25 protein-coding genes are annotated in these 22,129 nt (G+C 42.9%); 14 read left to right on the top strand and 11 right to left on the bottom strand.

The features are described 5' to 3' along the window. Window positions 1-129: 129 nt before the first annotated feature. The gene (locus ACF8EG_RS04495; protein ID WP_206926005.1) at window positions 130-381 is read right to left on the bottom strand and encodes a hypothetical protein; all 252 of its coding nucleotides are present in this window, start codon (window positions 379-381) and stop codon (window positions 130-132) included. A gap of 238 nt (window positions 382-619) precedes the next feature. Between ACF8EG_RS04495 and ACF8EG_RS04490 the strand changes: the two genes are divergently transcribed. Then, on the top strand, window positions 620-2,182 hold the full coding sequence (locus tag ACF8EG_RS04490) for a hypothetical protein (protein WP_206974077.1): 1,563 nt from the start codon (window positions 620-622) through the stop codon (window positions 2,180-2,182). A 160-nt stretch (window positions 2,183-2,342) separates the two neighbouring features. Here ACF8EG_RS04490 and ACF8EG_RS04485 read toward each other — a convergent pair whose 3' ends face one another. Both ACF8EG_RS04485 and ACF8EG_RS04480 read right to left on the bottom strand, forming a co-directional pair. Further along, the gene (locus tag ACF8EG_RS04485) at window positions 2,343-2,909 is read right to left on the bottom strand and encodes a BRCT domain-containing protein (protein WP_206926008.1); all 567 of its coding nucleotides are present in this window, start codon (window positions 2,907-2,909) and stop codon (window positions 2,343-2,345) included. 2 nt (window positions 2,910-2,911) lie between these two features. Further along, window positions 2,912-3,409, bottom strand: a complete 498-nt coding sequence (locus ACF8EG_RS04480; protein WP_206926009.1) for a hypothetical protein — start codon at window positions 3,407-3,409, stop codon at window positions 2,912-2,914. A gap of 1,069 nt (window positions 3,410-4,478) precedes the next feature. Between ACF8EG_RS04480 and ACF8EG_RS04475 the strand changes: the two genes are divergently transcribed. Further along, window positions 4,479-4,781, top strand: coding sequence for a hypothetical protein (locus tag ACF8EG_RS04475; RefSeq protein ID WP_053542281.1), 303 nt, complete (start codon window positions 4,479-4,481; stop codon window positions 4,779-4,781). 142 nt (window positions 4,782-4,923) lie between these two features. Here the strand turns inward: ACF8EG_RS04475 and ACF8EG_RS04470 are convergent, their stop codons facing one another. Together ACF8EG_RS04470 and ACF8EG_RS04465 are read right to left on the bottom strand one after the other, a co-directional pair. Then, window positions 4,924-6,723, bottom strand: coding sequence for a recombinase family protein (locus tag ACF8EG_RS04470; protein ID WP_206948633.1), 1,800 nt, complete (start codon window positions 6,721-6,723; stop codon window positions 4,924-4,926). A gap of 33 nt (window positions 6,724-6,756) precedes the next feature. Continuing rightward, complete coding sequence (locus ACF8EG_RS04465) at window positions 6,757-8,115, bottom strand: L-serine ammonia-lyase (RefSeq protein WP_206926011.1); 1,359 nt, start codon at window positions 8,113-8,115, stop codon at window positions 6,757-6,759. Window positions 8,116-8,273: 158 nt separating this feature from the next. Between ACF8EG_RS04465 and ACF8EG_RS04460 the strand changes: the two genes are divergently transcribed. Beyond that, window positions 8,274-9,116 carry a YdcF family protein gene (locus tag ACF8EG_RS04460; protein ID WP_045546300.1) on the top strand — a complete coding sequence of 281 codons (843 nt, stop codon included), beginning with the start codon at window positions 8,274-8,276 and terminating at the stop codon, window positions 9,114-9,116. Here ACF8EG_RS04460 and ACF8EG_RS04455 read toward each other — a convergent pair. Together ACF8EG_RS04455 and ACF8EG_RS04450 are read right to left on the bottom strand one after the other, a co-directional pair. Continuing rightward, window positions 9,106-9,762: a hypothetical protein gene (locus ACF8EG_RS04455; protein ID WP_025794648.1), complete on the bottom strand. Its 657-nt coding sequence runs from the start codon at window positions 9,760-9,762 to the stop codon at window positions 9,106-9,108. The two genes, ACF8EG_RS04460 and ACF8EG_RS04455, sit on opposite strands and share 11 nt — an antisense overlap. A 251-nt stretch (window positions 9,763-10,013) precedes the next feature. Beyond that, window positions 10,014-10,274, bottom strand: a complete 261-nt coding sequence (locus tag ACF8EG_RS04450; protein ID WP_005463993.1) for a DUF333 domain-containing protein — start codon at window positions 10,272-10,274, stop codon at window positions 10,014-10,016. A gap of 334 nt (window positions 10,275-10,608) precedes the next feature. Here ACF8EG_RS04450 and ACF8EG_RS04445 point away from each other — a divergent pair, with 334 nt between their 5' ends. Then, window positions 10,609-11,127: an NUDIX hydrolase gene (locus ACF8EG_RS04445; protein WP_005497962.1), complete on the top strand. Its 519-nt coding sequence runs from the start codon at window positions 10,609-10,611 to the stop codon at window positions 11,125-11,127. A gap of 501 nt (window positions 11,128-11,628) precedes the next feature. On the opposite strand, the gene ACF8EG_RS04440 is transcribed toward ACF8EG_RS04445, so the two are convergent. The 4 genes from ACF8EG_RS04440 to flgA form a co-directional block, all read right to left on the bottom strand. Beyond that, the gene (locus tag ACF8EG_RS04440; protein ID WP_005481481.1) at window positions 11,629-12,375 is read right to left on the bottom strand and encodes a lytic transglycosylase domain-containing protein; all 747 of its coding nucleotides are present in this window, start codon (window positions 12,373-12,375) and stop codon (window positions 11,629-11,631) included. Next, window positions 12,356-12,793 carry a flagellar export chaperone FlgN gene (gene flgN / locus ACF8EG_RS04435; protein ID WP_005463929.1) on the bottom strand — a complete coding sequence of 146 codons (438 nt, stop codon included), beginning with the start codon at window positions 12,791-12,793 and terminating at the stop codon, window positions 12,356-12,358. Before flgN ends, ACF8EG_RS04440 begins: the two co-directional genes overlap by 20 nt. A gap of 23 nt (window positions 12,794-12,816) precedes the next feature. Next, the gene (gene flgM, locus ACF8EG_RS04430; RefSeq protein ID WP_069504947.1) at window positions 12,817-13,098 is read right to left on the bottom strand and encodes a flagellar biosynthesis anti-sigma factor FlgM; all 282 of its coding nucleotides are present in this window, start codon (window positions 13,096-13,098) and stop codon (window positions 12,817-12,819) included. Between the two features lie 135 nt (window positions 13,099-13,233). Next, window positions 13,234-14,031 (bottom strand): flagellar basal body P-ring formation chaperone FlgA, encoded by a 798-nt coding sequence (gene flgA / locus ACF8EG_RS04425; RefSeq protein ID WP_079855986.1) that lies wholly within the window; start codon window positions 14,029-14,031, stop codon window positions 13,234-13,236. A 78-nt stretch (window positions 14,032-14,109) separates the two neighbouring features. On the opposite strand from flgA, the gene flgB reads away from it, so the two are divergent. Genes flgB through flgK form a run of 10 tightly spaced genes read left to right on the top strand, consistent with a single transcriptional unit; the run spans window position 14,110 to window position 22,119 of the window. Next, on the top strand, window positions 14,110-14,472 hold the full coding sequence (gene flgB, locus ACF8EG_RS04420) for a flagellar basal body rod protein FlgB (RefSeq protein WP_025526793.1): 363 nt from the start codon (window positions 14,110-14,112) through the stop codon (window positions 14,470-14,472). A gap of 2 nt (window positions 14,473-14,474) precedes the next feature. Then, window positions 14,475-14,909, top strand: coding sequence for a flagellar basal body rod protein FlgC (gene flgC, locus ACF8EG_RS04415; protein ID WP_005464013.1), 435 nt, complete (start codon window positions 14,475-14,477; stop codon window positions 14,907-14,909). Next, window positions 14,909-15,592: a flagellar hook assembly protein FlgD gene (gene flgD / locus ACF8EG_RS04410; protein ID WP_005463939.1), complete on the top strand. Its 684-nt coding sequence runs from the start codon at window positions 14,909-14,911 to the stop codon at window positions 15,590-15,592. The genes flgC and flgD overlap by 1 nt, the downstream gene beginning before the upstream one ends. A gap of 26 nt (window positions 15,593-15,618) precedes the next feature. Next, entirely contained in the window at window positions 15,619-16,815 is a 1,197-nt protein-coding gene (gene flgE, locus ACF8EG_RS04405; protein ID WP_005463978.1) for a flagellar hook protein FlgE, read from the top strand. Window positions 16,816-16,827: 12 nt separating this feature from the next. Beyond that, on the top strand, window positions 16,828-17,559 hold the full coding sequence (locus ACF8EG_RS04400; protein WP_005464045.1) for a flagellar basal body rod protein FlgF: 732 nt from the start codon (window positions 16,828-16,830) through the stop codon (window positions 17,557-17,559). Window positions 17,560-17,584: 25 nt separating this feature from the next. Continuing rightward, the gene (gene flgG / locus ACF8EG_RS04395; RefSeq protein ID WP_025794653.1) at window positions 17,585-18,370 is read left to right on the top strand and encodes a flagellar basal-body rod protein FlgG; all 786 of its coding nucleotides are present in this window, start codon (window positions 17,585-17,587) and stop codon (window positions 18,368-18,370) included. A 32-nt stretch (window positions 18,371-18,402) separates the two neighbouring features. Continuing rightward, window positions 18,403-19,074, top strand: a complete 672-nt coding sequence (gene flgH / locus ACF8EG_RS04390; RefSeq protein WP_011106240.1) for a flagellar basal body L-ring protein FlgH — start codon at window positions 18,403-18,405, stop codon at window positions 19,072-19,074. After that, window positions 19,074-20,195, top strand: coding sequence for a flagellar basal body P-ring protein FlgI (locus ACF8EG_RS04385; protein ID WP_029862961.1), 1,122 nt, complete (start codon window positions 19,074-19,076; stop codon window positions 20,193-20,195). Before flgH ends, ACF8EG_RS04385 begins: the two co-directional genes overlap by 1 nt. Before the next feature lie 10 nt (window positions 20,196-20,205). Continuing rightward, window positions 20,206-20,745: a rod-binding protein gene (locus ACF8EG_RS04380; RefSeq protein ID WP_025545871.1), complete on the top strand. Its 540-nt coding sequence runs from the start codon at window positions 20,206-20,208 to the stop codon at window positions 20,743-20,745. Next, complete coding sequence (gene flgK, locus ACF8EG_RS04375) at window positions 20,746-22,119, top strand: flagellar hook-associated protein FlgK (RefSeq protein WP_005497979.1); 1,374 nt, start codon at window positions 20,746-20,748, stop codon at window positions 22,117-22,119. It abuts the gene before it with no gap. Window positions 22,120-22,129: the final 10 nt, after the last annotated feature.

The raw sequence follows: 22,129 nt of genomic DNA, 5'->3' as shown, positions 1-22,129 counted from the left end.
AAAGAAAGATGCAAATTATGCGTACTTATTATTCACATGGTGGTGCCATATGGATAAACTTGTGTCAATAACACTACTATAGATTTGAGAACAAAAAAGAGACACTCTACAGTGTCTCTGTCTTCCCTATCAGTAATGTGATTTCCTCTCCTTTCTCAATCCAACCAGCAGCTTTCTTAGCGAACGACAAAAATTTGGATAGCTTTGTGAGAAAGCATAACCTTTCGCTATCTCATCATAGTTTGTAGCGTTGACTAACACAGAACTCTTGTTTTGTTTTTTAACATGGTCAACAAGTATTATGTAGGCTTCCAAATCTTTCTTTGTAATTTTTGAACAAATGTAATTTACGATAATTTTATTTGCATCATAACAAATCATTTTTTTCTCCTTGTTTATTGTCATTGTTGATAATTTTCCATTTAAATTAAAGTTGTCAACTTTGACAATAACGAAACTTAAGTTATAACTTTTTAATAAAGCGAACGAAGTGAGTTTATTACAATAACCATTTATAGTCCTTGACCCCGATTTTTGTCCTTCGGCCAAATAATCGTATTCAAGGTAAATGGTAAACTTGCAGTTTAATCGCTAAAAGACAAAAACGGAGAATAATAAAATGTCTACCTTACTATTTAAAAATAACAGAATAAGAGCAAAGCACACAACTCGTTTGAAAAATCTAATTAGGCATCTAATTAGAAATTACAAACCTGAAACACGACAAGCAAAAGAAGATTTCAATCTGAATGAAATCCACAATAATTTTATCATTGATGCAGATTTCAAACTGTCAAAATTTGGACCTGACTGGCTTGATGGAAAGGTGGCAGATGAGAAGAACCTTATCAACTCTCTGATTGAAAATGTTGTTTCGAAGTCGAACGAACACATTCAAACAGAGCTTGAAAAAGCTGATATCCTCACAGTTAAAGAAAAAAAAGCTGTTAGAAAATCAATCGATTACTACGCAAGGATTAATCCTGAATCGATGAGCGACAAGGAAAGAAATGCACTGCAGCCGTTAATTGAAGAATGTAAAACCATCAAAGAGCAAGGCAAGTCAAACAAAAACTATGACATATCAGAACAGGCGATCGTTAGGGCGAAATTATTCTTTGATGAATTAACTCCTGATACAAAAGTTAAATCGTTAAACGCTAAGAAAAACAATCTTATGAAAATTAAAGATGGCATTTCTGGTATGCAGTTAAATACCAATAATATAAAAAATACTGAATTAAAACCTAATTCAATTATCGTAGAAGAAAGGCTATTTAAAATCCCTAAACACAATAAAAAAGGCTTAACTCCTGAAATTATGACAGAAATTATGCAGAGTTTTCACGAGGAATACTTCAGTGATTACGATGTTTTGAGAGGATATATTCATCTGGATGAGCGAACATCAAAAGGAAATGAAGTAGATGATCACGTTCATTTTATAGTTAGTGGATATAATAATGAAACTAAAAAGTTTGATATTACTGAACGCAGTCATAATCTTGGATTAAAAATAGCACAAAAGACTCATCTAAAAAAAGATAGATCTGGCGTTAAAATTGATGTTGAAGAAGCATTAAAGAAGCCTTACAACAAAGCAACAGATGAAGAACGAACACTTTCTGGTGAAATGATACAAGAAGCTTTTTACAGAAAAGCAAATAAGATTTTGAAAAAACACAACATCGATATTAAGTTTGAAAAAAAAGAACTTACAGATGAAGAGAAAGAATTGAGAACATTTTTAGCAAGTCAAAGTAATTTACCAAAGACTGAAAGAGTTGGAAATATGGTTAATTACATGTCGGAGAAATCCAAGAAAACAGCTAAAAAAATAAATGATTATAAAGAAAAAAATAAGGGATTAATCAAAGAAAGAAATGATCTAATTGTTGAAAAAGGAAAATTGGAAGTAGAAGTTGAAGAACTTCAAGAAAATATGAAAACTTTATCACAAAGATTTAAGGATTTTATAAATCAAGCTTGGGAATGGATAAACAACAATAAAAAGGAAAGCTTGAAAAATGCAGCGGTTGCGTACAATGATATTGAAGATATTGGTGATGAGTATGCCACTCAACAGGCATACGAAATCAAGGAGTCTATCAAGGGTGATGATCAGGCTATCGATACAGAAATCAAAAAAGAAAGAAGAAAGCGTAGTGGTTTGAGGCGTTAACAGATTTAGATACATTAAACAATGAAGATGTCAAAGTTCAATTACTTTTATAAAGGTTCGTTTTTTCTGTCGTTTTATCTAAGTATATGAAGAAACAATTAATAAATTTAATACCATTAAACGACAGAATTTTTTAATGTTGTTATTAAAAGTGATGTATTTATAAAGTTATTATTTTTACACCTAAGTCATGAGCTTTTTGCATTTTACTTGTTATCTCATACTTACCTGTATTTCCCATAAACAAAAATGAAGTATTTCGGCTTACAGAGCCTACAACGGTTGCACCTTTACTTTCAAGTAACGCTCTTACTTCACTACGTGGCAGTGGAAGAGTTCCAGTTATAGCAACTTTTAAATTACTAACGTTGATTGAATCCAAGACTTCATTTATTGTAGCGTACTCTCGTTCAATATCTTCAAGATTTATATTTTCCTTAGCTTCTTTTTGTATGTCTTTCCGTGAGTTCCACTCATTAATTTTCTTGGATATATATGGAATATCTTGAAGGGATATTATTTCGCCATTAGACATAAAAATATCCCAATCACCACCAACGTAGCGAATATCACCATAGCGGCAGTCTATAGATCGGATAGAAATACCATTTCGAGATAAAGACAGTGGAATAACTTCTCTCGGACCATTACCTGACCATGGGTTATCAACAGTTATAGCATCACCAGAATTAATACCTAAAAGCTCAAAAACTGAAATATCCTCCATAGTTATCCCTCGATTAGTAATTTTAAAAAGTCTAATTGTGTTAAGCTTTTAGTTTCAGATATACCTGTTGATGAATCTACATCGATAAAAGTAACACTACCGTAAAACATTTCCTGCTTGGCTTCATCCCAACCCATAGGCGATGCATACTTCACTTGTACATATCGCTTCCCATCCTTAGAGTTAATAAGATCACCTTCCTGAAAAGATAGAATGCAGCCTTGAGTCCATAAGTTGACTTTCCTTTTGTCCCTGGTTCTTTCCATAAAAATGAGATCAAGCGCTTCTCTAAAGGCATAGCCAACTTTAAAGTACCAGTGTTCATTGTTCAACGAGCCAACTCTATTAGTGTTATCCCATGTTACAGAGGGCACAACGAAAGGGACGTTTTTGTCTTCATCCAAACGTTGAAAAGTTGACTTCCCACTCTGAATCCGTGTATCAACTATGTACTGAATGGCGTCCACACCTGCACCATAACATTGCTTTTCTAACAGCATTTATTACTTTTTAACCTAATACTCGTTTAACTTAATGACAATATATGCAAACTAAAGAGAAAAACCAATAGTCGATATGTGATCCAAGTCAAAACCCAAATTAATGACAATTCTGTTATTAATTTACCTCGTATTATTAAAAATATTCACAATTAAAAATAAGAATATTGATATATGAGTGGAAAAAAGTGAGTTAATATTTTTATTAAACATAAATCACCATTAATTATTCAACTTCAACTAATTGACAATTAAAATATACATGATAGCCTTATTATTAGAAGTAAAAAGGGCTTCGAAATAAACGAAGCCCTTTTTAAGATTGTTGAATGTTTGGCGACAGCTCGATAATCTCATTTATTGTTTTACCACGTCTCTCAAAACTTGCAAGACACAATAGTAAAAAAATGAGATTATTTATAAATCTGGCCAGCATAATTCAACAAGAGTTATGCTTTTTTTGTTTTAACTCTTGTAAAAATCAGCAATACGGTTCATTTTGGAAATAAAGATGTTTTGGGATGAACTGCTTTAGTCTATAACAAGGATTACCGTCAATAGACAACCTACGAGGACACTCGTTTTAATTAGAAAAAAGCAAAGAGGCGAGAGGTGTACTACCCAGATGCTCGACTTTAAAAGTAGTCATAAACAGGGTTAATTAAAACAATATGAGTGGTTGGAAAGGGTGCGGTGGCAGACAAAGCTAAGTCTGAATAGTTTCCAATGTTTTAACGTTTAGCAAATGATTAAGACCTGCGAAGGGCCCAAGAGTGACCTGAAGCTGCAATCCGACATGTGCAAATCACTACTAAAATTATATATTTTTTTAGTGAAATGCATAGGGACTCGGTTTGCTGCATCGGGTCCCCAATAGAATGCTAAAGCATTCCCTTAAATATAAATCTTAAGATCTTTTCTTATAATACTGTAGTTCAATTATATTATAGAAAAAATCACTTACACAGATGCTTGTTATCAATTTTGGTCCGTTCGAACCTTTTTTTGTTATCTATATTGATAACTTATTTTTTTGTGTTATATTATTCTCATAGACAAAGGAGAAAATATGCAAAATCAAAATATACAAATAGAAGATTTATTAGGCATGATGGAAGAGTTTTTTATGTGTGATATTTCAAAAAGTGATTTATTTGTTTATTACACATTGTTAAAACAAAAAGAAGAATACAGCAATAGCGTATCTTTCACCAAATATTCAGATATTGAGCATCTATTTAACGGAATGAATAAAACAAATTTTTCACGATGCTTAAAAAAACTCAAAGAAGCGAAGTTTGTTGATTTCGAAAGGAAGACAAAAGAAACTAATAAGACGAAAATAACATTCTTGCCATTAGCTCCCTTTTAAGTTGTCATTTTTGATAACTTAATTTAAAGAAATAAAGACAATAATATATGTTACATTGTTTTCTAACAACGTCCTACAAGGTTTTCGAAGGTTCTTGCGGGACAGGTGCGGGGATTTTTAAAAAGACAACTAATTAAAGTTGTCAATTTTGATAACTTTTTTCAATCGAGGTATTCAAAAAAGAATTAAACTCAGATATTAGCTCTTTATTTTTATTATCCATAATAAACTTACTCATCAATAGACTTATTTTCCTTATTATTTTATTTAGTTCCTCATTTTCCTCATCAATACCATTGATAAAATCAATTGCATTACCAAACATTTTCCAAATCATTTCATCAATAGCCTCTATTTCTTCACCATTTAGCCTTATTAGCTTGTCTTTTTCATTAGGCAAGGAACAGCCCCCAAAATTATAACGCTCGTCTAAAACAAGCACATGGACGCTCTTGTTATTCATTTTAAACGCTATACAAGGAAATAAACCAATTGAATACAGGTAAGCACTATCTATTTTTTTTCGTAGATAGCTATTAAACATGGATCTATTTGAGAATTTTTTGAGTAGATCGCTTTCTAAAACAGCGTCATGATACAGATCTTCATATGTATAATCAGGCTTTATAGATAGTAATTTATCTTCAATTTCAGCTATTTGATAACTATATTGTTCTACATCATTTGTTAATTCTTCGATTTTTTCCAGTATGATAGGTGCAGTAAAGTTTTTTTCAAGCAGCACAGAAAGCTTTTCATTTGCTTGTTCTTTCTTTTCTTTTATGATTTCTAATTGTTGTTCTAAATCACTTGGTTTTTCAGGTTTTGGAAGGAAACCGTTAGCGGTAGATAAATGAATTAACATATGCTCTAACGGCAAATAACGATAGTGCTTTGAGTGATTACAGTCACCGCCACGCTTTGCATTACTACAAGTCAAATACAGCGTAGAGGCTTGTTTAGCGGCTTTGTTGACATATTCAACAGGCGAATCACAATGACCACAACGTAAAAAACCACGAAAAATATTTGAAAAAGAATCCGCTTTTACTTTTCCCGCTCCGATCTTTCGTGATTTTAGTGAAATTTGCGCATTAACAAACGTCTTTTCGTCAATGACTTGTGGAAAATAGTCTTTGATCGGCTCTCCAACAGGCTCACGCTTGGCGTGATGCCCCTTGTAAAGTTGGTGTTCCCCTAATAATCGTCGATCAGACAACAACCGTTTTACGGTTGATCTAACCCAAAACTCTTTTTTTTGTGATGGTGGTGGGTATCTCTCAATATTTTGGTTCAAAGTACGGACTATTTGAGTAGCCCCAAGTCCGTTTATGCACATATCAAGCATATCTTTGATGATTTGCGCCCGATCTTCTTTGACGAAAAACTCGGTTTTATCGTCAGATCTCACTAACCAATGAGGATAACAACCGCTCATTTTGACTTTATGAGCGTTTTTTCTTTGGTTTGCCCAAGATTCTTTTAATCTTTTTTGCTTTGTAAGGCTTTCTTCGTGCGCGCGCGACATGATGATAAGGCTTGTCATTATGTCTAATAGTTGGTTTTCACTATCTCGCCCGTCATTGTTCGAATAGTGCTTCTTGTCTTGTAAGGTGTAAATATCAACGTATTCGAGAAGACTCAGAAATTGTCGCATAGCGACATTAATCGCTTGTCGAGAAAGCCGATCAAGGTTTTCGACTACAAGCAAGCTCCCTTTCTTAACCTTTCCCGTTTCACAATCATTGATAAATTGCTTTAAATGCTCTTGGTCGCCCTTGAATCCACTTACACCAAGTTCTTTGTAAATGGATAGCTCAGTATCAAGCTCGTAGCCATTGGCATCACAATAGGCTTGTGTAGCCGCCAGTTGGCGGCGATAGCTATCACCGCTTGCTTGTTGAGGGGAAGAGTAACGTATGTATGAGTATGCTTTTTTCATATCACTACCATAAAATCCATTTGAGTAGTGATATTAACATATGTTTATGATTGCCAAACCACCTAGAGATGTCTCGCGATATTTCTTATTCATATCTTTACCAGTTTGGTACATGGTTTCGATAACTTTATCTAATGAAATAAGACATTTGCTAGTGCGCTTTAGTGCCATTCGTGATGCGTTAATCGCTTTTACTGCGCCCATCGCATTGCGTTCAATACAAGGCACTTGAACCAGTCCCCCTATTGGGTCGCAGGTCATACCGAGAGAGTGTTCCATTGCAATTTCAGCTGCGATACAAATTTGCTCGTTGCTGCCTCCTCGCAAGGCGGTTAGGCCAGCCGCAGCCATAGAAGAGGAAACTCCCACCTCACCTTGACAGCCGACTTCCGCCCCAGAAATGGACGCGTTGGTTTTGTATAAAATACCAATCGCTCCAGCAACGGCGAGAAAGTCTTTTAGTTGCTTAAGGTCCAGCTCTTTGATGAATCGATGGTAGTACATCAATACTGCTGGGATAACACCTGCGGCACCGTTAGTTGGTGATGTGACGACTTGCCCGCCTGCCGCGTTCTCTTCGCTGACCGCAAAGGCAAACAAGTTAATCCAGTCCATGATCTCCATTGGATCATTTTCTACTGCTGCATTCGCTTCTAGTTTTTTCAACAGATTCGGAGCTCGGCGAGTGACGTTCAAGCCCCCTTCAAGGATCCCTTCAGTATCGAAACCACGCTGCATACACAGTGACATCACTTTCCAAATTTGTTCAGCTCTTTGGTCAATTTCTTCTTGCTCTCGAAATGCCAGCTCATTTTGCAGGATCATGCCACCAAGGCTGAGGCCATTTTTCTCTGCTTTTTCCAACATTTCGTCTGCGGATGAAAAAGGGAAAGGTACTTCTGCGCTGGCTTGTTGGCCGCCATGTTCGAGCTCTGCCGCTGTCGCAATAAAACCACCACCGATAGAGTAGTACGTCTCAAAGGCGACTTGAGCTCCTGCGGCATCGAGCGCGGTGATCGTCATACCATTTTCATGCAGCGGCAGGTTGTCGCTGTGAAATACAATGTCGTGGTCGTAGCTAAACTCAATTTGATGAGAGCCAGCTAACGATAATGTATGGTTTTCGATGGTGTGTTGCAGTGCACTTTTGGCACTGGTCATTTTGATGGTATCGGGCTTATTGCCCATCAACCCTAGCACCGTGGCTCGGTCGGTGTGGTGTCCTCTACCAGTCAGTGATAAAGAGCCATATAAGTCAACTTGCACCCGACGTACTTTCGCCATAGAGTCGCTAAGTAGTTGAGTGAAATGGAATCCGGCGAGCATAGGACCGTTAGTGTGGGAGCTGGATGGCCCAACACCGACCTTAAAAATATCGAAAATCGACAGCATAATTGACTTCCTTCAGCAATGAACCTTTCATAGGTCTCTAGAACAATATTGTTAACTAGATGTTAATGCCAGTAAGGCGGTTGGCAAAGAAGATTTTTGTAACTATGCCAAAGACCACACAACAGTGACTTTGTCGCAGGGGAAATTGAGAGAGAAGTATGAAGTTAGGTAACGTGGTCATCGTACTAGGTAAGCGATTGGTTAATAACCAATTGAGTGCCGAAGGCATCTCGAGAGTCGAAGCACTAGCCGCTAAGATCCTCGAAATGCCAATGGAGAATACTGCTCTTGTATTTTGTGGTGGAAAAACGCAAGGACAAAGCATTTCGGAAGCAGACGCTATGTATGCATATTTTCAGACCCTGAATACGTCGCTGGCCAAGCCTTTTCCGACAAGCCAAATTCTGCTTGAAAATCGCTCTTTGAATACGTTTGAAAACATGCGAAATGCAGCGAAAGTTCTGTGTGAAAGCGGTTTATTTCCGTTACCGTCCCAAGCGGCAGTTGAGGTCATTTTGCTATCAAACGCCTATCATCTTGAGCGCATATTAGAAATTCAAACGCTAATGGATGAGCAAGGCTTACTGCGCGTGCTCAAATCTCAATGCACGTCCGTGGGTTTAGACTTACACATTTCTCTAGATATTCAGAAGCACATTAGCGTGCCATACCCACATCAAGGACCACAGGCAGAAGCGTTTCTTTTACTTGATGAACTGACGACGTATCGAGTGTATCTGGAGGGCGTTAAAAGTGGGGCATTTCAACGAGATTTAACTAGCGTTCGAGCGCAGCCTTTGCTGCGGGCTAAACAAGCAATAAATCAACTTCGCGCTTTACCGTTAGAAATGGATGTTTTGCAGCAAATTGCGGAAATGAAAAAGGCCATCGAAATGACGGCCTTTGATGAGTCGGTTGCAACAGCAGAGCGAGCATTGGAAGTGTTTCATCCCATTTTAACTGCGCTCAATCGCCGTTTAGATCCCGAGTCTATTCAGTGATTTCGCGTCGCATACGAACAGCACTCAACGCAATCAGACAGTAGCAAAGCAGCTCCATGCCTTCTTCCGAAATGTTCTTAACATCGCGGATGTAGCTTTCATTCATGACTTGCTGCCAGAAGCTTCCCATGCCGTAAAGGCGAGAGAAAACAAGCAGTAGAACGACGGCACCAATCAAGAGCTTCATGTGCGGAACTTGTAGAATACGTGCCATTTCGTTCACTGTACCTTTACCACCTTGGTAAGCTTTTGCGCAAGCCAGAGCAGTGATGGTTAACGCAGGGAATACCCACGATCCGTGACGGATCATATCCATCCAGTAGTCCAGTTCGCGAATGATCAACACAGCGAAGAAGCCGGAAATCAAAATAGCGGCGTGTTTAACTTGTTCTTCTTGCTTAGAAAGCTGGAAGAACGACCATGAAGCAATCGCCAGCATGATCACCTGTAAGGTTTCAGTGATAGAGACTTCACCCAAACTTGATCCCAATACTACGTAATCAAGACGAATACTCAGATTGACGAGAATACTGATCGCAACAATCATCAATGCGCTTAAACACGATTTGTAGATGATGCGTTTTGACTCATCAGTAATCACGTTGTTTTGTGCCGTTTCGGCTTGTTTAACTATTTGTGTTTTCATCCTGACCACCTGTTTCCAGAAAAATGTGGAAGAAATGTGAATTTGTGTGATGTTTGGCATGATTTTATTGACCAAGTGGAAAGTATTGTCAGAGAAATGTCAGGAATAGAACGCTGTTCGATATTATATTTGCATACGGTAAAGTCAGAGTAGTGTGAAGTTCATGTAGGAAAATGCGGATACCAAAGAACAAAAAGGAGCCGATTGGCTCCTTAGTTATTGAATAATATTACTATTTATTAGATTCGAGTTTATTGCTCGTCACTCTCTTTGTGGTTGTTACGGTAGTATTCCCACTGTTCAACACGTTCATCGTCAGAAAGCACACAGTAAGTTACACGCTCACCATTCTCTGACACAGTGTCCAGTTCGCCACCTTGTTGTACACAGTAAACGGCCGCCGGATTGGCAACAGAGGTGTACTCTGTTGAGCGAGTTGCGCCGTCATAGGTTGAACAACCAGCAAGTACCATTGTCCCTGCCATAGCCATCATTAAACTTGTTTTTTTCATCTTTATCTCCGCATGGGATAGGCGAGTATTGCCTTGATTATAGGCAACTTTCGTCAATTATTGTCTTATCGATGTTAAAAGTAAGAAGGGCGTAGACATATTTAGAAGAATTTTAGACATTTCTCATAAAGAGCTTGCTAGTACGTCACATCTGTTGCGGATACATGGTGAATGTACCGAGCGTAAGCCGCTCAACAAAACGCGATCTCGTGAACGGTTTAGTACACTTTAATTGGGTTAGGTATCGCTACTTTGGCTTGCTTATTAACACAACGATGATTTAAAGAGTGAACTCCGGTAGTATGCGCGCATCATATTTACGGCGGTATTTTCGATGAGACATTTACAATCGACCATTCATCCAGAACTCGACCATCTGGACGATAAAATTATCTTTCAGCGTAATGCAGCGCGTGCCATTGTACTTGATGGTGAAGATGTGTTGTTGCTCTACACAGAGCGTTATCACGATTACACGCTACCTGGTGGCGGAATTGATGAAGGTGAGGATGTGATTGCAGGGCTAGTCCGTGAACTCGAAGAAGAAACGGGGGCGCAAAATATTCATAGCATCAAACCATTCGGCATTTTTGAAGAGTTTCGTCCTTGGTACAAAGACGATGCCGACGTGATGCACATGATTTCGTTCTGTTACACATGCAAAATCGATCGTGAGCTGGGCGAGACAGCGTATGAAGATTACGAAGTGAAGAATGGCATGCGTCCAGTTTGGATGAATGTCCATGAAGCGATAGCACATAACGAAAAGACGATGGCAGAAAGCCCGAAGAAAGGAATGAGTATCGAACGTGAAACGTTCTTACTTCACCTGATCGCTAAAGAGTTGCTTTAGCTGTCACCAGAGTGCCGAAGACTGAGCTCATACCTATTGAATGGGAATGAGCTTCAGTAAGCGTTGTTTAGAAGTGGTTAGGAAGATGTGTTTAGGGATTTCATCATTCACTTCTTTACGCAATTAAGCGCAATAAAAAAGTCCGAGCTCCCCCCCGGAACCCGGACTTATTCCAGACGCGCAAGCGAAGCGTCATCTCGATATTCTGAGTTTTGTTTCAAACTATGAAAACAATAGCCGTTTTATATTTAGTGTGTAAATAATTAATAGGTCCAACCATTGGTTTTCATCTTTTTTGCACACGTAATGTGATGCATATCTATCCAATAAACAAGTGCAAATTGGACTATTATCAGTAAACCACTGCTCTTTCTTATTCTTGAGATACATTACCTTAACTTTTTTGCACACGTTTGCATCGAGATCACGAGTTTTTAAATTAGCAGAACAGGATCTTGTAATTTTACGTTCTTCTGACATTCGTTGTTTTGGTGATTATTATCACAAATTAACGAGTGGAGGAAGTCGACTAAAGTCGATCAGAGGCTGTGATGGTGCCGCAGATTCAGCAGCAAATAGAAGCAATGGCTGAAAAGAAGAGTGTTGTAACTGCCCGATATCTATCAGTTTTTCCAAGGCGAAGAAACGACTGACGTACTGATGTGTTTCTTTTGGCAGAGTGAGCTGTTGGAAGTCATCGGTGCCCGCTTTCTTTATAGCGCGAGCAATTCGGCCTTCTCCTGCATTATAGGCCGCCAGCGTTAATGCGAGGTTTTGATCAAACTTGTTGTATAAAAACGCCAGATAGTCCAATGCAGCTTTCGTGCTGGCTTGGGTATCGAAACGCTCATCCACATTCGAATCAACCGTTAAACCAAAGCGCATCGCTGTTGCAGGAATCAATTGCCATAATCCCGCGGCGTTGGCGTGAGAAACGGCTTTTGCGTTGTAAGAAGATTCTAGCATTGGCACCAAAACGAGACTTTTGGGCAGTGACTTGCTTTTGAGTTGCTTAAAGATGTGGTCGAGAAGTGGATTGACGGAAGTGAGACGTTGGTCGATTTGTAATTTGTAAGGCGCGAGAACCTGATACTGCTGCTCTATATCAGTAGTATTGGGTTTTGCCTGGCAAAGAAAAGAAGTACTGAACAACAAACAGGCAGAAATAAAAAGGCCTACAGTATCCAGCCGAGATGGCGGCTGAATCTGTAGGCAAGACGACCATCGTTTAAAACGATTTATCTTCATAAGTGTGTTGCACAGGTTGTTTGAGTTGACTGACTAACTCATGGAACGCAGCAGAGCTTTGGCCATTGCTCTGGTTGTATTGTTGGCACTGCTTGATGAGTGTCTCCAATAACGTCCACTGTTTTCTCGCTTGCGCACCAATCTTGGCAGGCAAAGCGTTGAAAATTCTTGTTACGCTGGAGTCATTACACGGTAACCCCAGCTCACGCATGCATTGGCTTCTTTCATTGGAAGAGCGGCTCAGTTTATTGAGTATTGGTGTTTGTTGTTGAACGTTGGTGTTCAGTGCTTCACCATCAAACTTCAAATACAACGCCTTTTGTTGTTGAAGTAGGGTCAATAATTGCTGATACAGTTTGATGTCTTCAGAAATTGAACGAACAAAATACTGAATTCGCTGCGATGCCGCGCTTGCCATGGTGTATTCCTAATGCTGTGCTTTTACTCGTGACCAGTATGGAATTGCATAATTGCCTTAGATAGCGCTTTTGTATCTAGGCTCAATTCGCCGCGTGCTAGCGCGTTACGAACTTGCTCAACTTTTTCCATATCGACGTCTGGTAGCGATTTCATTTCTGCTTGGGCACGATCAATTGCTGCTGTGTTTACTTGAAACGCAGGCTCGCTTACTTTGGTTTGTTCCATTGTTTCAACAGGCTTTTTGCTTGCTTGTTGGAAATTTGTTTGTGGGACATGACCGCCCGCGACTTTGTCGATTTTCATGCTGTGGTCCTCATCATCATGTTCTAAATCCAATAGGCGACAAGGATGTGGTGAACATTAAATTTTATTTTTGTACTCGATACTCACGTGATGTGACGAGAGGCAAAATTGAAAAATGTTACGTTGAGTCCAAAATCAAAACTGAGTATGAACTTGGTTTCTTCCTGTCACAACCGCTCGAATGACTCTTCCAGAACTGAGGTTTTCTACCTCAATCTGTTGGCCTTGCGCTCCATCTTCTAAGGCGACACCTTTGGTGCTTGCACTAAATCCATCTTTGCTAGCAATGATGATGATTTCATTGCCTTTCTCAATCAAAGCGGGGGCACTTAAGTTGGTTGGATCGACGACTTGTCCGGCGCGGAGTCGACGCGTGGTTTCCAAGCCGATGGCGCGTTTAGGATCGGTGTAGAAATCGTCTGAGCGCGAAATGGTTCGAGTTTCCAATTTCAGATGATTGGCTGTCACCACTTCACTGCGACCTACAGTCGTCGCCGCAACCACCACTGGCAGTGTGACCGAGGATTTGATCGTGACATTGATTCGCCAAGGAGCAGTAAGGTCTTCGCAACTGACGGAACGCTTTAAGTTACCGACTGGCAAAGGTTGGTTATCGCGACCCGTGATCACCAATTTGGCATCGCATTTGGGTAAATGGTTGGCAGAACCTGGCACCCACAAATCGTACTCCAGTTGATACTCGCCCCACTGGTTAGACTTGGCTACGCGGTCTACTTCTTGTTCAAAATGTTTCGCGACAACGGCCTTTAGCTCCTCCGATGAGAAGGTGGTTTGGTCCGGACTGGCGAAAGTTTGTCCTGTCGAAAGAATTCCTAATAACAGTATCCACTTTGAGGAAATTAGAGTTTTCCCCCTAATTTTTTTGCTTTCCGTAAACCGGAAGTTTGGTTTCCACTCTTGCTTGTAAGTCATTGATAAATATAAATAAATTTTATGGCACGTATCTTGTTTGTATCTTGGCGTATTCGAGCCGACTGTAAGGAAAGATGCATGGCGATCACATTTGAAAATGCTTTAGGTGTACATCCAGATGCACTCAATTTTCGCGTTCAGCGTACCAAAGTCCTCGCCAGTAACCTAGCAAATGTTGACACCCCTGGGTACTTGGCGAAAGACCTAAGTTTCACCACTGTTATGAACCAGATGTCGACAAACGGTGTGAGTAATTCTGTACCTAAGCTGCAGGTTCAGGCCCAGTATTCGGTGCCGTACCAAAACAGTAAAGATGGCAACACTGTGGAACTTGGTGTTGAACAAGCGAAATTCACCCAAAACAACATGGACTTTCAAACCAGCCTGACGTTTCTGAACATGAAATTTAACGGCTTGGCGAAAGCGATTGAGGGACGTTAATTATGTCATTCACTGATATTTATTCGATTACTGGCTCTGCGATGACGGCACAAACCGTTCGCCTAAACACGGTTGCCAGTAACCTTGCGAACGCGGATGCGGTGTCTGCAAACCCAGATGATGCTTACAAAGCACTTAAACCTGTGTTCGCTACCGTGTATCAAAAAACGCAAATGACGACAGAAAACGGCATTTACCCAAATGCTGAAGTGCGTATTGTCGATGTGGTGCAAAACAAAGGTCAGGCGGAAAAACGCTTTGAGCCAAATAACCCACTCGCTAACGGCGAAGGTTATGTTTACTACCCAGACATCGACGTGGTTGCGGAAATGGCGGACATGATGTCAGCGACTCGCAGCTTCGAAACGAACGTGGAAGTGTTGGCAAATGTGAAAAGCATGCAGCAAGGCTTGCTTCGTTTAGGGCAGGGTAGCTAATGAGTCTTGCACAGTACACGGCATTATCGTCGGACGCTCCAGTTAAAGCGGCAGCAAAAGAAAACAGTGGCATTGCGCCAAACCCAACGGATAAGAACAGCGCGTCTTCACTTCAAAATGAGTTCATCTCTTTGATGGTGGCGCAAATTCAAAACCAAGATCCGTTAAACCCGTTAGATGGCACAGAGTACGTCGGTCAGTTGGCGCAGTTCTCTCAAGTTCAAAGTACCGAGAACATGTCGAAGGTCATGCAAAACAGCATGGTGCTACTCGACAACATGCAAGTGCTATCGACCGCCGGTTTGGTTGGTCAAACGGTTTACGTGAATTCAAAAGAATTCGAACTGGGTGATGGTGCGCAAAACGGCAAAATCGAACTGAGTCATGGTTCAAACCAAGTGACTTTAGTTGTGAAAGATCAGTTCGGTCAGAAGACGAACGTACCACTTGGCGCTCACGGCGCTGGTGACGTTGAGTTCTCAATCAATCCAGAAGAGCTTGGCTTAAAGCCGGGCAAATACACGGTATCTGTAGAAGTTCAAGAAGGCCAAGCGAGCCCGAATGTTCTACTGGCTGGCACTGTTGAACAGGTTCGTATTCCGAGTTCAGGTGGCGCAGCATTGGTCAATGTTAATGGCGTTGGCAACGTTCCTTTCTATCAAATCACTCAGTTTGGTGCTTAACCAAATAAGCAAATCAGAGGTCTTTTATGAGTTTTAACATCGCACTTAGTGGTCTGGACGCGACCAACACAGAGCTAAACACGATCAGCCACAACATTGCCAACGCTTCAACGTATGGTTTTAAAGGTGCGCGCACAGAGTTCGCAGCGGTATACAACGGCATGCAACCTGGCGGCGTAGAAGTTGCGTCTATTTCGCAAAACTTCGATAAAAACGGTTCAATCACGGGTACTGGTCGTTCAATGGACTTGGCGATCAACGGCAGCGGCTTCTTTGTGACAAAAGATCACATGGGTCAAACGCTTTACACTCGTTCTGGCGTATTTGGTACGGATAAGAGCAACTTTGTAACAGCGAACAATGGCGCGAAGTTGCAAGGTTACAGCGTAGATAGCAACAACAACTTGATGACGGGTTCTGTAGGTAACATCCAAGTATCAACATCGTCACTCAACGCGAAAGCGACAGATAAGCTTGATTTTGTTGCGAACTTCGATGCAAGTGCAAAAGCGATTGATAAAGCGGTAACGCCGTTCGATCCAGCGGATCCAACCTCGTTCAACTCTTCTTACACGACACAGGTGTACGATTCACTTGGCAACTCTCACACCGTGACGCAGTACTTCACTAAAACGGCAGACAACGCATGGGAAGTGAACGTGCAAGTCGACGGTGGTAAAACTCCTGTTTCAACCATTCCAGTGACGTTTAATAAAGACGGTACGTTAGCGGCGCCAACAGGCTCTTTCAATGTGGCATTCCCAGCTGCGGGCGCAAACGCAATGAGCGTTGATATCAACCTAAAAGGTAGCACGCAATTTGGTGCCGCGTTTGGTGTGAGCACAAACAGCCCAAACGGTTACACATCTGGTGAGCTTGCAGGTGTGCGCGTAGAAGACAACGGCATGGTTTACGCAACTTACACTAACGGTCAATCACAGCTTCAAGGCCAAGTGGTTCTGGCTGATTTTGCTAATACGCAAGGTCTCGCAAAAGTGAGCGGCACTGCTTGGACACAAAGCTTTAGCTCTGGTGCGCCGATCATGGGCGTTCCGGGTTCTGGCACGCTGGGTAACTTGACTCCAGGTGCATTAGAGGGCTCAAACGTCGACCTAACCAGTGAGCTTGTGGCACTGATGACAGCACAACGTAACTACCAAGCGAACGCAAAAACGATTTCGACCAGCGACAAGCTCACTCAAGCCTTGTTCAACGCGGTGTAATAGGAGTTCTGCATGGATAGCTTGTTATTTACAGCAACCTCCGGTGCAAGCCGAGTTCTTAAAGCGCAACACGTTCGTTCGAATAACTTGTCGAACGCGGATACCGCAGGTTTCCGTGCGGATATGGAACGTGTTCGTAGCGTGGAGTTACAAGGCCCGGGCTTTGATGGCCGAACCATGGTGGTCACAAACTCTGCATCAACGCGTTTTGATTCTGGCGACGTTGTGAAAACAGGTCGTGCGCTCGACGTTGCCGTCATGGGTGAAGGTTATCTTGCGGTAGAAACGCCAGCGGGTAACGAGGCTTACACGCGTGCCGGTAACATTCAAATCGATACCTTTGGCGCAATGTCTATCAACGGATTCCCGGTTGTGGGTGAAAACGGTCCGTTGGTGGTGCCTGATTATCAAAAAATCGAAATCAGTGAGCGTGGCCTTGTCTCGGTCATTCCACCTGGTGGCGGTGCAGAAATCGCAGTCGGCACATTGAAACTGGTGAAGCCAGAAATCAATCAGCTGCAAAAAGAGAGCGACAGCTTGCTTCACAGTGTTGATGGTGTGCCATTCGCAGCGGATGAAACCGTGCAATTGGCACCAGAACACATCGAAGGCAGTAACGTATCGGCGATCGATGAGCTGATCGGCGTGATGTCGCTAACGCGTAACTTCGAGATGCAAGTACGCATGATGAAAACTGCAGAAACGTTGGCGCAAGCCGGTAACAAATTAATGGCGGCGAGATAAGTCTCGCCCCAAAAGGAGATAACCAATGCATTCGGCATTATGGGTAAGTAAGACAGGTATGGCAGCGCAGGACACGAAGATGACTGCCATTTCCAACAACTTAGCAAACGTAAACACCGTCGGCTTTAAGCGCGACCGCGTTGTATTTGAAGACTTGTTCTACAGCATTCAGCGTCAGCCTGGTGCACAGGTGGATCAGGTAAACGAGCTGCCTAGCGGTGTTCAACTGGGTAGTGGTGTGCGCGTTGTCGGCACGCAAAAAGTGTTCACGCAAGGTAACACACAAAACACGACTCAAGACCTAGATCTAGCGGTAATGGGGCAAGGCTTCTTCCAGATTGAAAACTCTGACGGTCAGATTATGTACACGCGTAATGGTCAGTTCCACATCAACTCAGAAGGTTTGATGGTGAACAGTCAAGGTCTACCGCTTGAGCCACAAATTCAAATTCCTGACAACGCGATCTCTTTCTCGGTTGGCGTAGATGGCACAGTGACAACAACAACGGCAGACGATCCAACACCTCAGCAGCTTGGTCAAATCACACTAGCAAAATTCATCAACCCAGCCGGTCTTGAAGCCGTTGGCGGTAACTTGTTCCGCGAGACGGAAGCGAGTGGCCCAGCCGATGAGCTGATTGCTGGCGCAGATGGTGCAGGCAGTATCAAGCAAGGCGCGCTAGAAGGCTCTAACGTGCAAGTTGTGGAAGAAATGGTCGACATGATCACGACTCAACGTGCTTACGAGATGAATGCCAAAGTCGTATCAGCAGCAGATGACATGCTGAAGTTTGTCTCGCAATCGATGTAATGATGAAGTTGGTGATGATGAAGGAAAAAGCAATGAAATGGCTTTCTAAGAGTTGGGCAGTAGCCGTCGTGTTGCTGGTGGGATGTGCCGGACGTCAGGAGTTTATTCCGCCTCAGCCAAATGCTGAGGAGTATGCGCCGCCGAAGTTGGATTACACCTTACCAGACGCTCAATCTGGTAGCCTTTATCGTCACCAATACACGATGACTTTGTTCCAAGATCGTCGTGCGTACCGAGTCGGTGATGTGCTAACCGTGGTGCTTTCTGAAGAGACTTCTTCAAGCAAAAAAGCCGGAACCAAATTTGGTAAGAGCTCAGCGGTGAACTTTGCTGCGCCAACCATCGGCACTAAAAAGTTTGATGAACTTGGTGTGAGCATTGACGGCAGCCGAAATTTCGATGGCAGCGCGTCTAGCTCGCAAGGCAACAAGCTCCAAGGTGCTATCACGGTCACGGTGCATGACGTGTTGCCAAATGGCGTATTGCGCATCAGTGGCGAAAAGTGGCTGCGCCTAAATCAAGGTGATGAATTCATCCGTTTGACGGGCATTGTTCGCGTCGATGACATCACTCGCAATAACCAAGTTTCTTCTCAACGAATTGCGGATGCTCGCATCACTTACGCTGGTCGTGGCGCGTTGGCAGACAGCAACGCTGCTGGGTGGCTGACTCAGTTCTTTAACAGCCCATGGGTACCATTCTAATGAAGCCAATCAATACCTTATTTTCGTCTTTCCTACTGGCATTGACCTTAGGGCTTCCTGCGACTTCACAGGCTGAAGTGGAAATTCCTATTATGGATTTGGTGGATGTTCGAGGCATCCGCGAAAATCAATTAGTCGGTTACGGTTTGGTGGTTGGTCTTGCCGGCCAAGGTGACCGCAACCAAGTAAAATTTACCTCACAATCCATCACCAACATGTTGCGCCAATTTGGTGTTCAGATTGATGACAGCATGGACCCTAAACTGCGTAACGTAGCATCGGTAAGCGTGACGGCATCGGTAGACCCTATGGCAGGGCCGGGCCAAACCTTAGATGTGGTCGTGTCATCCATTGGTGATGCGAAAAGCTTGCGCGGCGGTACGCTGCTTCTTACGCCGCTACGCGGTATCGATGGTGAAGTGTACGCCATCGCGCAAGGTAGCGTTGTTGTGGGCGGTTTATCTGCTGAAGGTAAAAGTGGTTCGAAAGTCGAAGTGAATACGCCAACAGCGGGTCGTGTGCCGAATGGTGCGACGCTAGAGCGCGAAATCAAAACAGACTTCAACCAGCGCGATGAAATCACGCTGAACTTGCGCAAACCAAGTTTCACCACTGCAAAAAACATCGCACGTGAGATCAACAATACGTTTGGTCCGAACGTGGCTGTTGCGATCAACAAAGCACGCGTGGATATGCGAGCGCCGAAAGACACGCAACAACGCGTGATCATGATGTCGATGCTGGAAGAGATGAGCGTCGTGGAAGGTCGTAAGCCTGCACGTATCGTCTTTAACTCCCGTACAGGCACCGTGGTGATTGGCAAGAATGTCAAAGTTGGCGAAGCGGCAGTAAGCCACGGCAACTTGACGGTGCGAATTTCAGAATCAGAAAAAGTCAGCCAACCGAATGCGTTTGCTGATGGCGAGACAAAAGTCGTGAATCAAACGGATATTGATGTAAACGAAGAGCTCGCTCAAATGGTGATTTGGCCTCCGGGCACTGAGCTCAATACCATTGTCGATGCGGTCAACAGCTTAGGCGCAACCCCAACCGATTTGATGTCTATTCTTCAGGCACTAAATGAAGCGGGCGCGTTGAATGCTGAACTGGTCGTGATTTAAGGAGTGAACGATGAAACTAGACGGTAGCAGCGATCAAGCTCAATTGAACTCAATGCTTTATCACGACAACAGTGCGTTGGCGAACATCAAGCACAGTCGTGATCAAGAAGGCGCGCTCGAAATGGTGGCGGGTCAGTTTGAAGCTATGTTCTTACAACTGGTGCTGCGTCAAATGCGCAGTAGCAGCGACGTGTTAGCGGACAAAGACAGCCCATTTTCAAGCAAACAACAAGGCGTTTTTCGCGACATGTACGATGGCCAGTTGGCGATGGAGTTGGCGAAAAAACAAAGCTCTGGCATCGCCAATATGCTGATTCAGCAGTTGAGCCCTTCAATGCGCGAAGTGGCCTTCGATTCGGCGCGCAATGTGTCTTCTGCAAATGACGGTAAACCGGTCGATTCTGAATCGATATCACAGCTTGAACTCGAAGAAATTGCCGACCCATTTAACTCAACGGCTCAAGCGGTCGCCTCAGTTAAACAAGTGCTTGGAGAAGCCGGCATGACGACCGCTTTTTCTCAGCCGCTGATCAGGAAAATGGAGCTGTAAATGAACCTAGTTAATATCGCCCTCTCAGGTTTAAACGCAAACCGCGTTGCACTTGACGTGACGGCGCAAAACGTTGCGAGCGTCAATACGCCAGGATACAGCCGTCAACAAGCGTTGATGGCGACAGTTGGTGATGGTAAGTCCAACCGCTTAAGCTCTGGTATGGGTGTGGAAGTGACCAGCATCCGCCGTGTAACTGATCAGTTCTTGGTTAAACAAACTTGGTCTACCAATAGTTTGGCGGCTTACGCGGCTGGTTACACCAGCAGCATGAGCCAACTAGAAAACACCCTGGGTGCAGACGGATTTAGTATCTCTGCTGGCTTAGATTCGCTTAACGCCGCGCTTAACGACGCGACAGTGAAGCCAGAATCGATGCCTTACCGCCAGCAAATCATCAATGAATCAGAAGCGTTGGCTCGACGCTTCAACACACTAACTCAGTCTTTGCACAACCAACATAAAGACATGAATGATCAGCGCAGTGCTGCGCTGACTCATGCAAACAGTCTGATGTCGAACATCGCTCACGTGAACAAGCAAATCGTTGAAATGCAAGGTACAGGCGGTAACCCTGCTCAATTGATGGACAAGCGTGAAAATCTGATCGGTGAGCTGTCACAAGTGATCGAAGTGAAAACAACCGATCAACCGGATGGCAGCATGCAGGTGACGTTGGTTTCTGGTCAGCCGTTAGTCATGGGCTCGGACTTTGGTCAACTGTCTGCGATTCCTGATCCAAGCGATCCGTATCTTGCGGATCTGCACGTGAATTTTGCTAATCAAAGCTTCGCTATTGGCGATTCGGTCGGGGGTAAGTTGGGTGCCATCAACGATTACCAAACCGACGTTCTAAAGCCAAACCAAGTGGCGCTTGATGACATGGCAAAAGCTCTGGCAGATGAGTACAACGCGGTACTTGCTACAGGTAAAGACTTGAAAGGCAATGCTGGCAAACCACTGTTTAACTACGACCCTGACAACCCAGCGGCAAGTTTAACCATCACAGATTTGAGCGCGGAAGAATTGGCGTTTTCAAGCGATGGTACGCCGGGTAACGCGAATGTTCTTAAATCTCTGATTGATTTGAGTAACAAACCGGTTGCGGTAACGGGCTACGGCTCAGTGAGCTTGAACGATGCCTTTACTTCAATGGTTGGCCAAACGGCGATCAAGGCGCGTCAGGCCGATGCGGATTACCAAGCAAAACTGGCAATGAGTAAGCAAGCGCATACCGCTCGCGACAATGTAAGTGCAGTGAACAGCGATGAAGAAGCCGCGAACTTGATGACGTTTGCTAACGCGCACAATGCCAACATGAAAGTGATCAGTACGGCGAACCAGCTGTTCGACTCTGTATTGCAGTTATTCTAGAGGAAACCCA

It is taken from the genome of Vibrio sp. YQ_11 (assembly GCF_043103065.1).
Lineage (GTDB): Bacteria > Pseudomonadota > Gammaproteobacteria > Enterobacterales > Vibrionaceae > Vibrio > Vibrio parahaemolyticus.
This window is presented reverse-complemented; position numbering and strand designations above follow the sequence as displayed.

What these genes read in the sequence shown, in the direction of transcription:
- ACF8EG_RS04400 (WP_005464045.1), top strand. Translation starts at nt 16,828, where the DNA reads ATGGATAGCTTGTTATTTACAGCAACCTCCGGTGCAAGCCGAGTTCTT.
- ACF8EG_RS04480 (WP_206926009.1), bottom strand. Translation starts at nt 3,409, where the DNA reads ATGCTGTTAGAAAAGCAATGTTATGGTGCAGGTGTGGACGCCATTCAG.
- flgK (WP_005497979.1), top strand. Translation starts at nt 20,746, where the DNA reads ATGAACCTAGTTAATATCGCCCTCTCAGGTTTAAACGCAAACCGCGTT.
- ACF8EG_RS04470 (WP_206948633.1), bottom strand. Translation starts at nt 6,723, where the DNA reads ATGAAAAAAGCATACTCATACATACGTTACTCTTCCCCTCAACAAGCA.
- ACF8EG_RS04385 (WP_029862961.1), top strand. Translation starts at nt 19,074, where the DNA reads ATGAAGCCAATCAATACCTTATTTTCGTCTTTCCTACTGGCATTGACC.
- ACF8EG_RS04445 (WP_005497962.1), top strand. Translation starts at nt 10,609, where the DNA reads ATGAGACATTTACAATCGACCATTCATCCAGAACTCGACCATCTGGAC.
- flgH (WP_011106240.1), top strand. Translation starts at nt 18,403, where the DNA reads ATGAAATGGCTTTCTAAGAGTTGGGCAGTAGCCGTCGTGTTGCTGGTG.
- ACF8EG_RS04465 (WP_206926011.1), bottom strand. Translation starts at nt 8,115, where the DNA reads ATGCTGTCGATTTTCGATATTTTTAAGGTCGGTGTTGGGCCATCCAGC.
- flgN (WP_005463929.1), bottom strand. Translation starts at nt 12,793, where the DNA reads ATGGCAAGCGCGGCATCGCAGCGAATTCAGTATTTTGTTCGTTCAATT.
- flgA (WP_079855986.1), bottom strand. Translation starts at nt 14,031, where the DNA reads ATGACTTACAAGCAAGAGTGGAAACCAAACTTCCGGTTTACGGAAAGC.
- ACF8EG_RS04495 (WP_206926005.1), bottom strand. Translation starts at nt 381, where the DNA reads ATGATTTGTTATGATGCAAATAAAATTATCGTAAATTACATTTGTTCA.
- flgD (WP_005463939.1), top strand. Translation starts at nt 14,909, where the DNA reads ATGAGTCTTGCACAGTACACGGCATTATCGTCGGACGCTCCAGTTAAA.
- ACF8EG_RS04490 (WP_206974077.1), top strand. Translation starts at nt 620, where the DNA reads ATGTCTACCTTACTATTTAAAAATAACAGAATAAGAGCAAAGCACACA.
- flgB (WP_025526793.1), top strand. Translation starts at nt 14,110, where the DNA reads ATGGCGATCACATTTGAAAATGCTTTAGGTGTACATCCAGATGCACTC.
- flgE (WP_005463978.1), top strand. Translation starts at nt 15,619, where the DNA reads ATGAGTTTTAACATCGCACTTAGTGGTCTGGACGCGACCAACACAGAG.
- flgG (WP_025794653.1), top strand. Translation starts at nt 17,585, where the DNA reads ATGCATTCGGCATTATGGGTAAGTAAGACAGGTATGGCAGCGCAGGAC.
- flgC (WP_005464013.1), top strand. Translation starts at nt 14,475, where the DNA reads ATGTCATTCACTGATATTTATTCGATTACTGGCTCTGCGATGACGGCA.
- ACF8EG_RS04450 (WP_005463993.1), bottom strand. Translation starts at nt 10,274, where the DNA reads ATGAAAAAAACAAGTTTAATGATGGCTATGGCAGGGACAATGGTACTT.
- ACF8EG_RS04455 (WP_025794648.1), bottom strand. Translation starts at nt 9,762, where the DNA reads ATGAAAACACAAATAGTTAAACAAGCCGAAACGGCACAAAACAACGTG.
- ACF8EG_RS04485 (WP_206926008.1), bottom strand. Translation starts at nt 2,909, where the DNA reads ATGGAGGATATTTCAGTTTTTGAGCTTTTAGGTATTAATTCTGGTGAT.
- flgM (WP_069504947.1), bottom strand. Translation starts at nt 13,098, where the DNA reads ATGAAAATCGACAAAGTCGCGGGCGGTCATGTCCCACAAACAAATTTC.
- ACF8EG_RS04380 (WP_025545871.1), top strand. Translation starts at nt 20,206, where the DNA reads ATGAAACTAGACGGTAGCAGCGATCAAGCTCAATTGAACTCAATGCTT.
- ACF8EG_RS04475 (WP_053542281.1), top strand. Translation starts at nt 4,479, where the DNA reads ATGCAAAATCAAAATATACAAATAGAAGATTTATTAGGCATGATGGAA.
- ACF8EG_RS04460 (WP_045546300.1), top strand. Translation starts at nt 8,274, where the DNA reads ATGAAGTTAGGTAACGTGGTCATCGTACTAGGTAAGCGATTGGTTAAT.
- ACF8EG_RS04440 (WP_005481481.1), bottom strand. Translation starts at nt 12,375, where the DNA reads ATGAAGATAAATCGTTTTAAACGATGGTCGTCTTGCCTACAGATTCAG.